Below are 13,445 nucleotides of genomic sequence, written 5' to 3'. Positions count from 1 at the left end.
CACCCGCCCGTCGTCCGGCCCTCGGCCGTCTCCGTCCACCACGGACCGGGTCGGTCCCGACCTGCGCGGAAGGCCCGAAGTCGGGGGTGGGATCGTGTCGAGCGGGTAAAACCGAATACAGTTCGGTTCATCAGGACGTCACACCCCAGACCCTTGGAGGACCCCGTGGCCGAGGCCTACATCGTCGGCGCAGTTCGTACCCCCGTCGGCACCAAGAAGGGCGCGCTGGCCGCCGTGCACCCCGCCGACCTCGGCGCGCACGTCCTCAGGGAACTGGTCGAGCGCACCGGGGTGGACCCGTCCGCCGTCGAGGACGTCATCATGGGCGTGGTCAGCCAGGTCGGCCCCCAGGCCCTGGACCTGGCCCGAACCGCGTGGCTGTCCGCGGGGTTGCCGGAGAACGTCCCCGGCGTCACCCTCGACCGCCAGTGCGGCTCCTCCCAGCAGGCGATCCACTTCGCCGCCCAGGGCGTCATGTCCGGCACCCAGGACCTCGTCGTGGCGTCGGGCGTGGAGAACATGGGCATGGTGCCCATGGGCGCCAACGTCGGGTTCGCCCTCGACAACGACCTTCCCCTCTACGGCGAGGGCTGGGTCGAGCGTTACGGCCTCCAGGAGATCTCCCAGTTCCGCGGCGCCCAGCTCATGTGCGAGAAGTGGGGCTACGAGCGCGAGCAGCTGGAACGGTTCGCCCTGGAGAGTCACCGGCGCGCCGCCGCCGCCCGGGACGCGGGCCACTTCGACGCCCAGATCGCGCCGATCGCGGGGGTCGCACGGGACGAGGGCGTGCGCCCCGAGACCACGCTGGAGAAGATGGCCGGCCTCGCGCCGCTGCGCGAGGGGTGGGCGCTCACCGCCGCCGTGGCCAGCCAGATCTCCGTGGGCGCGGGCGCCCTCCTCATCGCCTCCGAGCGCGCCGTCGAGCGGCACGGCCTCACCCCGCTGGCCCGCGTCGTCCAGTTGTCGCTGGTGGGCGACGACCCCGTCTACATGCTCACCGCGCCCATCCCGGCGACCAGGATCGCCCTGGAGAAGGCGGGCCTGAGCATCGACGACATCGACGTCACCGAGATCAACGAGGCGTTCGCCCCGGTGCCGATGTCGTGGATCGACGAACTGGGCGCCGACCCGGCCAAGGTCAACCCCAACGGTGGCGCCATCGCCCTGGGCCACCCGCTGGGCGCCACCGGTTCGGTCCTCATGACCAAGCTGGTCCACGAGCTGCACCGCACCGGGGGCCGCTACGGGCTCCAGACCATGTGCGAGGGCGGCGGCCAGGCCAACGTCACCATCATCGAGCGCGTCTGAAGTCGTGCGCACGCGCGGGCCCGCCCCCTGCGAGGAGGGCGGGCCCGCGTCGCCGTCAGCCCCGACGCGGCTTGGGGGCCGCCGTCGTGGGCTCCGCCCGGGACGGGCGCACGTTGTGGTTGCGGTGGAACACGTTGTCCGGGTCGAGCCGGTCCTTCACCGCGCTCAGCCTGCGGTAGTTGTCCTCGCCCAGGCCCGCGACGACGCGCTCACGCCCCTCGTCGGCGGTGAAGTTCAGGTACACGTCCCCCGTCGCCCAGGGCGCCATGTCCGAGCGAACGTCCCGCACCCACTGGCGGGCGCGGTCGTCGTCGGCGGCGTTCTCCCAGATGGCCAGGGGGTGCACGCCCCACGCCGCGAAGCGCCACGGGACGGGGTAGTCGGTCTGTGCCCGCCCCATCGCCCCACCGAAGGGGAACAGGATGTGTCCCGTCGGGGAGGGCACGATGATGCCCTCCGCCCGGGTGCAGAACCGGTCGAGGGCCTCGTTCGGCAGGGAGGAGAGGTGCTCCACCGACCAGTAGTTGCGGAAGCCGGGCGGGTCGTCGAGCGCCTTCTGCGCCTCGGGGTAGGGCATCTCGGCGACCAGCTGCGCGTCGGGTGCCATCCGCAGCAGCGGACCGGCCACCTCGCGGAGCATCTCCTCGTCCCCGACACAGGTGAACACCGCGGCGCACATCAGTGTGTCGACGAGCTCCTCCGGGATGAACGGCTCGGCCTGCGCGACCAGGTAGATGAGCCCGCCCCCGATCTCGTCGGGCGCCGTCTCCATCACGTCCCGCCAGGCGCGGGCCACCTCCGGGCCGCGCTCGGGGCGGAACAGGAGCAGCCCGAGCGTGAACTCGGGCAGACGGTGCAGCCGGAAGGTCAGCCCGGTGGCCACCCCGAAGTTGCCCCCGCCGCCGTGCAGCGCCCAGAACAGCTCGGGGTCGCTGTCCGCCGAGGCGTGGATCGGGTCGCCGTCGGCGGTCACCATGTCCACGCCGAGCAGGTTGTCGCAGGCGAGCCCGAACTTGCGTTCCAGCCACCCCGAGCCGCCGCCCAGGGCGAACCCGGCGACCCCCGTGGTGGACACACGGCCGCCGGTGGCGGCCAGGCCGAACTCCGCGGTCGCCGCGTCCATGGCGCCCATGAGGGTGCCACCGCCGACCCGTACCTCCATGGCCTCGGGATCCACGGTCACGGTGTTCATCCGGCGCATGTCGATGACCAGGCCGCCGTCGGTGAGCGACATGCCGGCGACGCTGTGGCCGCCGCCCCGGACCGAGACCTCGGCCCCCTCCGCGCGCGCGAGTGCGAGTGCGTGGCGCACGTCGTCGACCGACGCGCACTGGGCGATCACCCCCGGACGCAGGTCGATCATCGTGTTGAACGGGGTACGCGCCTCCTCGTACCCCTCGTCGTCGGGCAGGAAGATCGCTCCGGAGAACCCCGGACGCAGGTCCCTGCGTGCCTTGTCGGAGATCGTGCGTGTCTTGAGCCGAGCCATGATGGCCTCACCAGTCGTCACGGGGCTTCGGGACCGGTTGTCTCTGATCACGGGCGCCGTCGAGAACGGCACGGCGTGTACCCCCTCTCTTCGGAGCTTAGGACCGGCGGGCGCGGTCGATCATCCGACTTTGAGGGATCGTTGCTGGAAACTGTTCCGCCGATGTACCCGGCGGGTCAGCCCCGCCGGGGTGCCAGGGCGGGGCCCCCGACGCCGTTCTCCAACCCGAGCCAGGCCGCCATCTCGCCCAACTGCTCGACGAGTTCGGGCATGGTGTCGGCGGGCGCGTCCTCCTCCAGGGTGATGCGCTGCGCCAGGAGCGTTCCCGACGCCCGGTCCGCCTTGAGGTCCACCCTCGCGACGAGGTCCTCGCCCAGGAGGAAGGGCAGGACATAGTAGCCGTGGACCCGCTTCGCGGCGGGCACGTAGATCTCCAGCCGGTAGCGGAACCCGAACAGTTCCTCCGCCCGGTCGCGGGTCCACACCAGGGAGTCGAACGGGCTGAGCAGGGCCCGTGCCGCCATCGAGCGCGGCACCCGTGCGTCCCGGTGCAGGTAGGCGGTGCGCTCCCAGCCCTGGACCCGGACGGGGACCAGCTCACCGGAGTCGACCAGGTCGGCCACCGCGGGTCTGGTCTCGGAGGACTTGAGGCGGAAGTAGTCGCGCAGGCACGGCTCGGTCGCGATGCCGTGGGTACGGGCGGCGATCGACACGAGCTCCCGGTGCTCCTCCTCCGGGGTGGTGGGGGCGGCGGCGTGCACCTCCGGCGGCAGGACCCGCTCGGGCAGGTCGTAGAGCCGCTCGAACTGCGTGTTGCGCCCGTTGGAGGTGAGGTCACCGATCCAGAACAGGTACTCCAGGCACTTCTTGACGTCGGACCAGTTCCAGCCCCAGTGGTCCTTGGCGCGGGGGGCGTCGTGCGCGAGCGCGGACTCCACCTCCCGAGCGGTGGCCGGGCCGATGCGGACGACCTCCTCCATCACCGCCGTGAGCAGCTCGGGCTGTGCCTCACGGATCCCGTTGATCCACCGGGTGTCGGTGCGGGCCCGGTTGCGGTCCATCCGGTGGCGCATGAGCTGTCGGGTGGCCGGCGGCACCAGGCTGGCCTCGTGCGCCCAGCACTCCACGAGCCGCGCGCCGCCGGCGCCGGCCGCCGTGGTGACGGCGCGGTCGAGCAGGGCCGTGTCGTAGTCGCCCAGCCGGGCGAACACCGGCAGGTACTGGCTGCGGGCCAGGACGTTCACGCTGTCGATCTGCAGGATGCCGACCCGGCGGACCACGCGGGCCAGGTGCGAGAGCGTGGCTCTGCCCTTGGGCCGCGGGTCGGCGAAGCCTTGGGCGGCCAGGGCGATCCGTCGTGCCTGGGAGAGCGACAGGTCCGCGTCGCGACGGGGGTGCGGTTCAGCCATGCCGCCACGGTAGCCCCCGGCCACGACACTCCGCGGCGGACCGGTGTCGGCCCATCCTCCGGTGCAGGTTCTTCGCTGTGGACGGACCGGGTGCGGCCGGTGCGATCAACGGCCCAGGCAGGGACGGGTCGAGGACGCCCTCCTCCAGCCAGGTGCAGGAGTCGGCCATGAGCCGGTGGGCGAGCCTGCCGTCGAGTTCGTCGGTGTTGGACCACAGGGCCGTGAAGAGGTGGTCGACGCGCGGCCGGGACCGGCGGCAGAACACGTCGGCGAGCTCGAACGGGGTGGTGCCGCGTTCGGGGTGGGTGTCGACGTCGGCGCTTCACCTCGCCACGGGGAGCATCGCTGTGTCCTGTGTCACAGATGCACCCGTGGGGCGTCGGGCCGACGCCCACCGCGTCGCGCCCGGCCCCGACCTCGTCGGGGCGTCTCGGCGACGTCGCAGACCAGGGCCGTGGTGTCGGATTCCCGCGGCGATGGGCGAAAAAAACCTTGCGCGCAATGCGAACCGTTCGGGGTGCCCGGCCGTCCAACGAGACGCGATGGAAACCGACACGGCTGTGTGCGGGGAGTCGCGCGACCCCGGTGCGGAGGACGGCCGCACCGGGGTCTCCTCATGCCGGCACGGGGACGTCGGCCGGATGTTCTAGCCTTCTGCTGTGCGTATCGCGACATGGAATGTGAACAGTGCCCGTGCTCGGGCCGAACGGATCGGCGCCTGGCTGGACCGCAGCGACATCGACGTCGTCGCCGTCCAGGAGACCAAGGCCCGCGACGACCAGTTCCCCGCGTCGGTCTTCACCGACCGCGGATACGAGGTCGCCCATCACGGCCTCTCCCAGTGGAACGGGGTCGCGATCGCCTCGCGGGTGGGGCTCGACGACGTCCGGATCGGTTTCCCGGGCCAGCCCGGCTATGGCGAACCCGAGGAGCGTGAGGCCCGGGCCATCGCCGCCACCTGCGCCGGAGTGCAGGTGTGGAGCCTCTACGTGCCGAACGGTCGCGAGATCGACCACGCCCACTACGCCTACAAACTGCGCTGGCTGGAGGCGCTGCGCGAGGAGGGCGCCGCACGCCTGGCCGAGGACCCCGACGCGCAGATCGCCTACGTGGGGGACTTCAACATCGCCCCCCAGGACGACGACGTGTGGGACATGGCCGCCTTCGAGGGGCTCACCCACGTCACCGCACCCGAGCGCGCCGCCTTCGCCGCACTGGTCGAGGCCGGCTTCGACGAGGTGGTGCGCGGCTACACGCCCGGCCCGGGTGTGTACACCTATTGGGACTACAAGGGTCTGGCCTTCCCCAAGCGCAAGGGCATGCGGATCGACTTCGCGCTCGCCTCGCCCGCCCTGCGGGCTCGGGTGACCGGCGCGAGCATCGACCGTGAGGAGCGTAAGGGCAAGGGCGCCTCCGACCACGCCCCCGTCATCGTGGCCCTGGACGGGGCCGACAGTCGGCCGGTCGACCGGGAGAAGAAGTGAGCGACGACGTGAGTTCCGGTGTGCCCCGTCTGGTGGTCTTCGGCAGTGTGAACATGGACCTGGTCGCCTACGTCGACCGGATGCCCGGTGGCGGTGAGACCTTCACCGGCACCGACTTCCGCCAGGTCCCCGGCGGCAAGGGCGCCAACCAGGCGGTCGCGGCCGCGCGGGCCGGCGCGCGCGTGGCCTTCCTCGGCGCGGTGGGCGACGACGCCTTCGGCCAAGAGCTGCGCGCCAACCTGGAGGCGGACGGGATCGACGTCACCGGGCTGCGCACCGTGCCCGGGGTGTCGGGGGTCGCGCACATCGTCGTCGAGGGCGACGGCGGCAACCGCATCATCGTGGTGCCCGGCGCCAACGGCGAGGTCGACGGGGTGCCCGAGACCGACCGCGGGTCGCTGGTGGGCGCCGACGCGTTGCTGCTCCAGCTGGAGCTGCCCATGGAGGCGGTCACGGCGGGGGCGAGGCTCGGCCGCGCGATGGGCGTGCCGGTCTACCTGACCCCCGCGCCCGCGCAGGACCTGCCGGACGCGCTTCTGGCCGACGTGGACGTGCTGGTGCCCAACCAGCACGAGGCGGCGGCGATCACCGGGCACGACGAACCGGACGCGGCGCTGGCCGCGCTGCTGGAGCGGGTCCCGGAGGTGCTGTTGACCCTGGGCGAGGATGGTGCGCTCCACGGACGCCGTGGAGAGGAGCCGGTGCGGGTTCCGGCCCGGAAGGTGCGGGCCGTGGACACCACCGCCGCCGGTGACACCTACTGCGGCTCGTTCGCGGTCGCCCGGGCCGAGGGGCGTTCTCCTCGCGAGGCGATGGAGTTCGCCGCGGCCGCCGCCGCGATCTCCGTGGGCCGCCACGGAGCCAGCTCGTCCATGGCCCCGCGCGGCGAGGTCGAGGCGCTGCTGCGGGGCTGAGTCCCGTACGCCGCGTCCCACCGGGTCGGGCGCACGCTCCGGCGGCTCCGGGCACGGAAGGGCGCCCGAGGGTTCAGGGCGTGTGCCCGATCCGCGCCAGGAAGGGTGCGGGGTCCTGGTTCTGGAGACGGACCTCCAGCACGATGTCGACCGTGTCGCCGACGAGTCGCCCGCCCCAGGGGAGCGCGCCGCCGTCGCCCACGCCGAACGTGGAGAGGTCGAGCCGGGTGGTCGCGGAGAAGAAGTGACCGTGGGTGTTGTCCGGGGAGGCGTAGTCGGGCGCCTCCCCGGCCCACGCCGAGGCCAGGATGACGGGGCGGATCCGGCCGTGCAGTTCCAGGTCGCCGTGGAGGTCGAAGGTGCGGGGCCGGCGGCCCGGCTCCAACGAGGTCGACGTGAAGCGCAGTCGCGGGTGGTGCGCCACGTCCAGGAAGTCGGCCGAGCGCAGGTGTTCGTCCCGGGCGTGCACACCGGTGTTGACGCTGGCGGTGGCGATCTCGACCTCGACGGAGGAGCGCGCGGGGTCGTCGGTCACGTGCACCCGGCCCCGGGCCTGGCCGAAGGTGCCCTGGACCCGGCCGAAGCGCAGGTAGTGGGCGACGAAGATGAGGCTGGAGTGCAGCGGGTCCAGGTGCCAGGTGCCGGGCTCGGGGCCGAAGTCCACGAAGGTCATGGGCGGTATCTACCTTTTGTCTGGTATGCGAATTTTGTCCACATACCATAGGCGGACCGCACCACCGGGAAGAGGGCTCGCGGCCCGACCGGGAACGAGAGATGCGACTCGCCCGCTCCGGAGCGCCCCGGCACACGCGGAAGGGCCGGGGCGCGCGGCCCCGACCCTTCCACGAACGCTCCGATGTCCCTACATGAACTCGGGCGACTCCACACCCAGCAGGTCCAGGCCGCGCACCAGCACCCGCAGCGCCACCGCGACCAGCGCCAGCCGGGACTCGCGCTCGGCGTCGGTCTCGGCGGTCAGCACCGGGCAGTGCTCGTAGAACGTCGTGAGCGCCTGGGCCAGATCGAACAGGTACGTGGACAGACGGTGCGGCTGCAGCAGATCGCCCACCTGCTCCACCACCGCGCCGAAGCCCAGCAGCTTGAGGGCCAGGTCGCGCTCGGCGTCCTCGGACACGGTGATCCGACCGGAGATCCCGGAGGGGTCCACCTCGCCCTTGCGGAAGATCGAACGGATCCGGGCCTGCGCGTACTGCAGGTACGGGCCGGTGTTGCCGGTGAGCGCCAGCATCCGGTCGAAGTCGAACACGTACTCGGTGTCGTGCGAGACGGACAGGTCCGCGTACTTCACCGCGCCGATGCCGACCTTGCGGGCGATCTCCGCGCGGGTCGCCTCGTCGAGGTCGGGACGGGTCTCGGCGACCACGGCCGCGGCCCGCTCGACGGCCTCGTCCAGCAGCTGCATCAGCCGGACCGGGGCGCCGCTGCGGGTCCGCAGGATCTTGCCGTCCGCCCCCAGCACGTTGCCGATCTGCACGTGGGTGGTCTCCACGCTCTCCGGCAGCCACCCGGCCTTACGGGCGGTGGCCCACACCATCTTGAAGTGCATGGCCTGCGGCGCGCCCACCACGTACAGGATGCGGTCGGCCTTGAGGTCGTCCACCCGGTAGCGGACGGTCGCCAGGTCCGTGGTGGCGTAGCCGTAGCCGCCGTCGCTCTTCCGGATGATCAGCGGCACCGGCTTGTCCTCGCGGCCGGTGAAGCCGTCCAGGAACACGCACAGGGCGCCGTCGCTGATCTCGGCGATGCCCTTGGTCTCCAGCTCGTCGCACACGTCGGCGAGCATGGCGTTGTAGCCGCTCTCCCCGGCCAGGTCCTCGTCGCCGAGGGTCACGCCGAGCTTGGCGTACACCTTGTTGAAGTAGACCTTGGACAGGTTCACCAGCTTGCGCCACAGGCGCAGCGTCTCCTCGTCGCCGCCCTGGAGGGCGACCACGCGGCGACGGGCGCGTGCGGCGAAGTCGTCGTGGCCCGCGCCGGAGGTGTCGAACTCGTTCCGGGCGGCCTGGTAGAAGGCGTTGGGGTCGGTGGTCAGCAGGTCGGCCTCGGGGGAGTCCTCCCCGACCGCCAACAGGTGCTCGATGAGCATGCCGAAGGGCGTGCCCCAGTCACCGATGTGGTTCTGCCGGATGACGTTGTGGCCCAGGAAGTCCAGGGTGCGGGCCAGCGAGTCGCCCACCACGGTGGTGCGCAGGTGGCCGACGTGCATCTCCTTGGCCACGTTGGGCGCGGAGTAGTCGAGCGGGATGTTCCTCCGCTCCTGCTCCGGCACGCCCAGGCGGGTGTCGTCGAGGAGCCCTCGGGCCTGCTCGGCGATCCAGTCCTCGCGCAGCGTGAGGTTGATGAAGCCCGGACCGCTCACCTCGACGTCGCGGCAGACGTCGGACACGTCCAGGTGTTCCATGATCGCCGCGGAGACCTCGCGGGGCTTGCGGCCCAGACGCTTGGCGAGCGCTAGTGCGGCGTTCGCCTGGTAGTCAGCGAACTGGGACGGGCGGATGACGGGGTCGGTGTCGGCGAACTCGGCGCCGAAGGCGGCGCCGAGGGCGGACTGGACCCGTCGCGAGAGTACTTCCTGCGGGTCGGCCATACCCCTAAGCGTACCGACCGGGCACACTCGTCCCTACGCGTGTGAGCCGGGCCGCACACGGGACCTTCGGGGGGCTGTGCGCCGTCGGTCACGCTCTCTAGGGTGGGTTCTCCAGGGCCTGCGCCGCACTTCGGTCCGTGGCGGGGCGCCCGACCCTGGCGTGGGAACCCTCGGTCCCCGCGGTGGGAGGGCGCGTACCTCGCGACCCCGACCCCCGATCCGTCCGGCGGCTTCGGAGGACACCGCCCGTCGGCGCCCGAACGAAAGGAACCCCCGTGGTGGAACGAACCGCATCCGGGCTCGCCGTATGAGAGACCGGTACCGAGGCTGGGACTCGACCATGCCCGGGGTGATGCGGCTTCCCTCGGGCCGCCGGATCCGCGGTCGCGGACTCGCGCTGCCCCTGCCGGCCGGCCCGCGTCCCGCGTTCGCGCTGCACCTGCTCGACCACGAGCCACAGGCCGTCCCCTGGGCCTCCCGTTGGGTCCGCTGGGAGGACTTCGGGCTTCCCGAGGACGACGCGGTCACCCTCGACCGTCTGCGGGAGGCGCTGGAACGGTCCGGAGCGCAACGGGTGGAGTTGGCCTGCCTGGGCGGCCGGGGCCGGACCGGGACGGCGCTCGCCTGCCTGGTCGCCCTCGACGGTGTGCCCGCGCGGGACGCGGTGGCCTACGTTCGCGAGAAGTACTCCCCGTTGGCCGTGGAGACCACCGAGCAGGAAGAGTACGTACGCCGCTTCGCCGGATGAGCCGTGGAGGGAGCACACCGTGCCCGACGACGTGACCGACCGACCGTGGGACCGGGCCGCGCCCGGGGTGATGCGGCTGCCCTCGGGGCGCCTGGTGCGCGGGCGCGGCCTGTCCCGTCCGTTGCCGGAGGGCCCCCGACCCACGTTCGCCCTGTACCTGTTGGGGGTCGAGCCCCCGGCGGTCGACTGGCCTGCGCGGTGGGTGCGGTGGCCGGACCTCTGGCTGCCCCTGGACCGCGACGACGCGCGCTCGGCGCTGCGGGAACTGTGGGAGAGGGCCGCCACGGAACGTGTGGAGGTGGCCTGTCGCGGTGGACGCGGGCGGACCGGGACGGCGTTGGCCTGCCTGGCGGTGCTGGACGGCGTCCCCTCGGAGAGGGCGGTGGCCTACGTGCGCCACCACTACAACCCGCACGCGGTGGAGTGCCCCTGGCAGCGACACCACGTCCGTCGATTCCAGGGCTGAGGAGAGCCCGCGGGCCCCGGTCCTCGGGTCAGCGCTCCTCGGGGGAGCGGCGGTGGATCCAGGCGGGGGAGCGGTGGTGCACCCGGCGGCGGATCCGTTCCCCGATCCGACCGCCCGCCAGGTCGTGGGCGAGGCGACAGGCGTGGGCGATGCCCAGGGGATGGCTGTCGCCGTGGGCGATCACCACCGTGCCGTTCAGACCGAGGAGGGCGGCGCCTCCGTAGGTCTCGCTGTCGAAGCGCTCGCGCAGACCGCGCAGGGCGCCGCGCTGCAGCACGGCGCCCGCCTTGGCCATGGTGGAGGAGGTGATCGCCTCCTTCATGGCGTTCAGGGTGAACTTCGCGGTGCCCTCGACGGTCTTGAGCGCGACGTTGCCCGTGTGCCCGTCGGTCACCACCACGTTCACCTTGCCGGCGAGCAGGTCGTGGCCCTCGATGTTGCCGCGGAAGTCCATCTCCGACTCCTCGGCCAACATCTCCACGGTGCGGCGGATCAGTCTGTTGCCCTTGCCGGGCTCCGCGCCGATGGTCAGCACGCCCACGCGGGGCTCGGCGACGCCGAACGCCGTCTGGGCGTAGGCGCATCCCAGGTGCGCGAACTGGACGAGCATCTCCGGTTTGGCGTCCGCGTTGGCCCCGGCGTCCACCAGGATCGTGGGCGTGGGCCGGGTGGGAAGAGTCACCGCCAGCGCGGGGCGCAGCACCCCGGGACGGGTACGCAGCCGGACGGTGGAGGTGGCCACGATCCCCCCGGTGGACCCGGCGGAGACCAAGGCGTCCGCGTCACCGCGCCGGATCAGTCGGCAGGCCACCGCGGCGCTGGACCGGGGACGGCGCCAACTGGCCAGGGCGCCCTCGTCCATCGCGATGCTGTCCTCGGCGTGCACGACCGGGATGTCGCGCAGGGCGCCCTCCTCCGCGAGCATCGACGCGATCTCGGTCCGCCGCCCGACCAGGAGCACGCGCAGGCCCAGTTCACGGACGGCCGTCACGGCCCCGCGCACGATCTCCCGAGGCGCGTTGTCCCCACCCATGGCGTCCACCGCGATGATCGGCGGTGACGTGCGCGGTGCGGGGGAGACCGCGTCGGTGGTGCCGGTCATCGTCGGTTGCTTCCTCACAGTTCGGGGATCGTATCGCGTCATCCTCGTTGCGCCCGTGTGCGGCGCTTTCCGGCACGCATGCGAGGATACTTCCAGTATGTCCAGGTCAGGGCTGCGATTTGCGTGGAATGGGTACAAAACCCCTAGTCGGGGTATACCCGCCCGCTGGATCCTGTGCGCGGAACCCTCCGCTCACAGGGGATAACCGAATTTTCACCCCCAGGTGGCCAACCGGTACCCGTATGCCGGAACCACCGGGTCAGGGCTGCCCTCTGGAGCCCTGTTCTACCGCAGGAGAGGAGAGGCGTGAGCGTTACGCCAGACGTGGCACAGTCCCCGTCCGCCGGACGTCGGTTTCGTGCCTACACGACGAAACACCTCGACGAGCTCACGGCGCGAGCCGGGCTCGCCGCCGACGAGCAGCTCGCGGTCAAGGCGGTGGCGAATGTCCTGCCCTTCCGTGTCAACAGCTACGTCATCGACGAGCTGATCGACTGGGATGCCGCTCCGGACGATCCGATCTACCGCCTGGTCTTCCCCCAGGCGGACATGCTCCCGCCCGAGGACGTCGCTCGGATCGCCGACCTCCTGAGTTCGGGTGCCGGCCGCAAGGAACTCAACGAGGCCGCCAACCAGGTCCGGGCCAAGCTCAACCCGCACCCCGCGGGGCAGATGGACCTCAACGTGCCCACCACGGGCAACGAGGAGCCCATCCCGGGGATCCAGCACAAGTACAAGGAGACGGTGCTCTTCTTCCCGAAGCAGGGGCAGACGTGTCACGCGTACTGCACCTACTGCTTCCGCTGGGCCCAGTTCGTCGGCGACGCCGACCTCAAGTTCGCGTCCGGCGAGATCGACCAGATGGTCGAGTACGTGCGTTCGCACCCCGAGGTCACCAGTGTCCTGTTCACCGGTGGCGACCCGATGATCATGGGCGAGGGGGTCATCTCCCGCTACATCGAGCCGCTGCTGGAGATCGAGCACCTCGAAGCCATCCGTATCGGCACGAAGGCCCTGGCCTACTGGCCGCAGCGCTTCACCACCGACCCGGACGCCGAGGACACGCTGCGTCTGTTCGAGAAGGTCGTCGCCTCCGGCAAGAACCTCGCGTTCATGGCGCACTTCTCGCATCCGAACGAGATGCGCCCGGAGCTCGTGCAGGAGGCCGTGCGTCGCATCCGCGCGACCGGCGCCGTCATCCGCACCCAGGCGCCGCTGATCCGCACGATCAACGACGACTCCGCCACCTGGGAGAGCATGTGGCGGACGCACCTGCGCCACGGCATGGTCCCTTACTACATGTTCGTGGAGCGCGACACCGGCCCGCAGGACTACTTCGCGGTGCCGCTGGCCGAGGCCTACGACATCTTCCGCGGCGCCTACCAGAAGGTCTCGGGTCTGGCCCGGACCGTGCGCGGACCGTCGATGTCGGCGACCCCGGGCAAGGTGTGCATCGACGGGGTGACGGAGATCGCGGGAGAGAAGGTCTTCGTCCTCCACTTCATCCAGGCGCGCGACCCGGAGCTGGTCGGCAAGCCGTTCTTCGCCCAGTACGACGAGAAGGCGGCTTGGCTGTTCGACCTCAAGCCGGCCCTGGGAGCCACCCACCTGCCGTGGGAACAGGCCCCGGTCGGAGCCAACGGCCTGGTGGATCCCACCCGGCTGTGAGCCTCTGAAAGGCTCCGATCCCTCTCCCCCCAGAGGTGGATCGGGGCCCGGGAGCGACCGTCCCGCCGCCCCTTACGGCGGGTCGGCGCGCGAGGCCCGACACACACGGAGCCCGGCACCTGGATCGGTGCCGGGCTCCGGCCGTGTGCACACCGTGGACGGATCGTGGCCGGCGCGGGACGGGAGTGGACCGCGCAGGCCTCGGCGTGCACACGTTCCCGGGCTGGTCTTCATGGGTGAGGGGGTGGG

At 71.6% G+C, this 13,445-nt stretch carries 11 protein-coding genes and 1 pseudogene; 6 read left to right on the top strand and 6 right to left on the bottom strand.

Features of this window, described 5'->3' with window-relative positions; translation table 11 throughout:
- Nucleotides 1-165: 165 nt before the first annotated feature.
- Nucleotides 166-1,308, top strand: coding sequence for an acetyl-CoA C-acetyltransferase (locus DSY14_RS22840; protein WP_211718669.1), 1,143 nt, complete (start codon nucleotides 166-168; stop codon nucleotides 1,306-1,308).
- 55 nt (nucleotides 1,309-1,363) lie between these two features.
- Here the strand turns inward: DSY14_RS22840 and DSY14_RS22835 are convergent, their stop codons facing one another.
- The 3 genes and pseudogenes from DSY14_RS22835 to DSY14_RS28915 all read right to left on the bottom strand — a co-directional run.
- Nucleotides 1,364-2,818, bottom strand: a complete 1,455-nt coding sequence (locus DSY14_RS22835; protein WP_307851305.1) for an FAD-binding oxidoreductase — start codon at nucleotides 2,816-2,818, stop codon at nucleotides 1,364-1,366.
- A 155-nt stretch (nucleotides 2,819-2,973) separates the two neighbouring features.
- Nucleotides 2,974-4,206 (bottom strand): winged helix-turn-helix domain-containing protein, encoded by a 1,233-nt coding sequence (locus DSY14_RS22830; RefSeq protein ID WP_211718668.1) that lies wholly within the window; start codon nucleotides 4,204-4,206, stop codon nucleotides 2,974-2,976.
- Nucleotides 4,199-4,525, bottom strand: a pseudogene (locus tag DSY14_RS28915) (hypothetical protein); the annotation flags it as partial. The pseudogene DSY14_RS28915 and the gene DSY14_RS22830, both read right to left, overlap by 8 nt.
- Before the next feature lie 340 nt (nucleotides 4,526-4,865).
- On the opposite strand from DSY14_RS28915, the gene DSY14_RS22825 reads away from it, so the two are divergent.
- The gene (locus DSY14_RS22825) at nucleotides 4,866-5,690 is read left to right on the top strand and encodes an exodeoxyribonuclease III (protein WP_211718667.1); all 825 of its coding nucleotides are present in this window, start codon (nucleotides 4,866-4,868) and stop codon (nucleotides 5,688-5,690) included.
- The gene (locus DSY14_RS22820; RefSeq protein WP_374224043.1) at nucleotides 5,687-6,604 is read left to right on the top strand and encodes a ribokinase; all 918 of its coding nucleotides are present in this window, start codon (nucleotides 5,687-5,689) and stop codon (nucleotides 6,602-6,604) included. The genes DSY14_RS22825 and DSY14_RS22820 overlap by 4 nt, the downstream gene beginning before the upstream one ends.
- A gap of 73 nt (nucleotides 6,605-6,677) precedes the next feature.
- On the opposite strand, the gene DSY14_RS22815 is transcribed toward DSY14_RS22820, so the two are convergent.
- Nucleotides 6,678-7,277 (bottom strand): YceI family protein, encoded by a 600-nt coding sequence (locus DSY14_RS22815; RefSeq protein WP_211718666.1) that lies wholly within the window; start codon nucleotides 7,275-7,277, stop codon nucleotides 6,678-6,680.
- A 189-nt stretch (nucleotides 7,278-7,466) separates the two neighbouring features.
- On the bottom strand, nucleotides 7,467-9,212 hold the full coding sequence (argS, locus tag DSY14_RS22810; protein ID WP_211718665.1) for an arginine--tRNA ligase: 1,746 nt from the start codon (nucleotides 9,210-9,212) through the stop codon (nucleotides 7,467-7,469).
- A 352-nt stretch (nucleotides 9,213-9,564) separates the two neighbouring features.
- On the opposite strand from argS, the gene DSY14_RS22805 reads away from it, so the two are divergent.
- Nucleotides 9,565-9,960, top strand: coding sequence for a protein-tyrosine phosphatase family protein (locus DSY14_RS22805; protein ID WP_374224044.1), 396 nt, complete (start codon nucleotides 9,565-9,567; stop codon nucleotides 9,958-9,960).
- Between the two features lie 70 nt (nucleotides 9,961-10,030).
- Nucleotides 10,031-10,426, top strand: a complete 396-nt coding sequence (locus tag DSY14_RS22800) for a protein phosphatase (protein WP_211718671.1) — start codon at nucleotides 10,031-10,033, stop codon at nucleotides 10,424-10,426.
- A gap of 28 nt (nucleotides 10,427-10,454) precedes the next feature.
- Here DSY14_RS22800 and plsX read toward each other — a convergent pair whose 3' ends face one another.
- Entirely contained in the window at nucleotides 10,455-11,528 is a 1,074-nt protein-coding gene (gene plsX / locus DSY14_RS22795; protein WP_211718663.1) for a phosphate acyltransferase PlsX, read from the bottom strand.
- Nucleotides 11,529-11,852: 324 nt separating this feature from the next.
- Between plsX and DSY14_RS22790 the strand changes: the two genes are divergently transcribed.
- Nucleotides 11,853-13,196 carry a KamA family radical SAM protein gene (locus tag DSY14_RS22790; protein ID WP_211718670.1) on the top strand — a complete coding sequence of 448 codons (1,344 nt, stop codon included), beginning with the start codon at nucleotides 11,853-11,855 and terminating at the stop codon, nucleotides 13,194-13,196.
- Nucleotides 13,197-13,445 lie beyond the last annotated feature (249 nt).

Source organism: Nocardiopsis sp. MG754419, assembly GCF_018207095.1.
In the GTDB taxonomy this organism is placed as follows: domain Bacteria; phylum Actinomycetota; class Actinomycetes; order Streptosporangiales; family Streptosporangiaceae; genus Nocardiopsis.
Note: the sequence above shows the minus strand (reverse complement) of the source record. Positions and strands in the feature narration are given on the sequence as shown.

Bases quoted from the DNA above. Each gene is read 5' to 3' on its own strand.
- DSY14_RS22830 (WP_211718668.1), bottom strand. From the start codon at position 4,206: ATGGCTGAACCGCACCCCCGTCGCGACGCGGACCTGTCGCTCTCCCAG.
- DSY14_RS22815 (WP_211718666.1), bottom strand. From the start codon at position 7,277: ATGACCTTCGTGGACTTCGGCCCCGAGCCCGGCACCTGGCACCTGGAC.
- argS (WP_211718665.1), bottom strand. From the start codon at position 9,212: ATGGCCGACCCGCAGGAAGTACTCTCGCGACGGGTCCAGTCCGCCCTC.
- DSY14_RS22805 (WP_374224044.1), top strand. From the start codon at position 9,565: ATGCGGCTTCCCTCGGGCCGCCGGATCCGCGGTCGCGGACTCGCGCTG.
- DSY14_RS22800 (WP_211718671.1), top strand. From the start codon at position 10,031: ATGCGGCTGCCCTCGGGGCGCCTGGTGCGCGGGCGCGGCCTGTCCCGT.
- plsX (WP_211718663.1), bottom strand. From the start codon at position 11,528: ATGACCGGCACCACCGACGCGGTCTCCCCCGCACCGCGCACGTCACCG.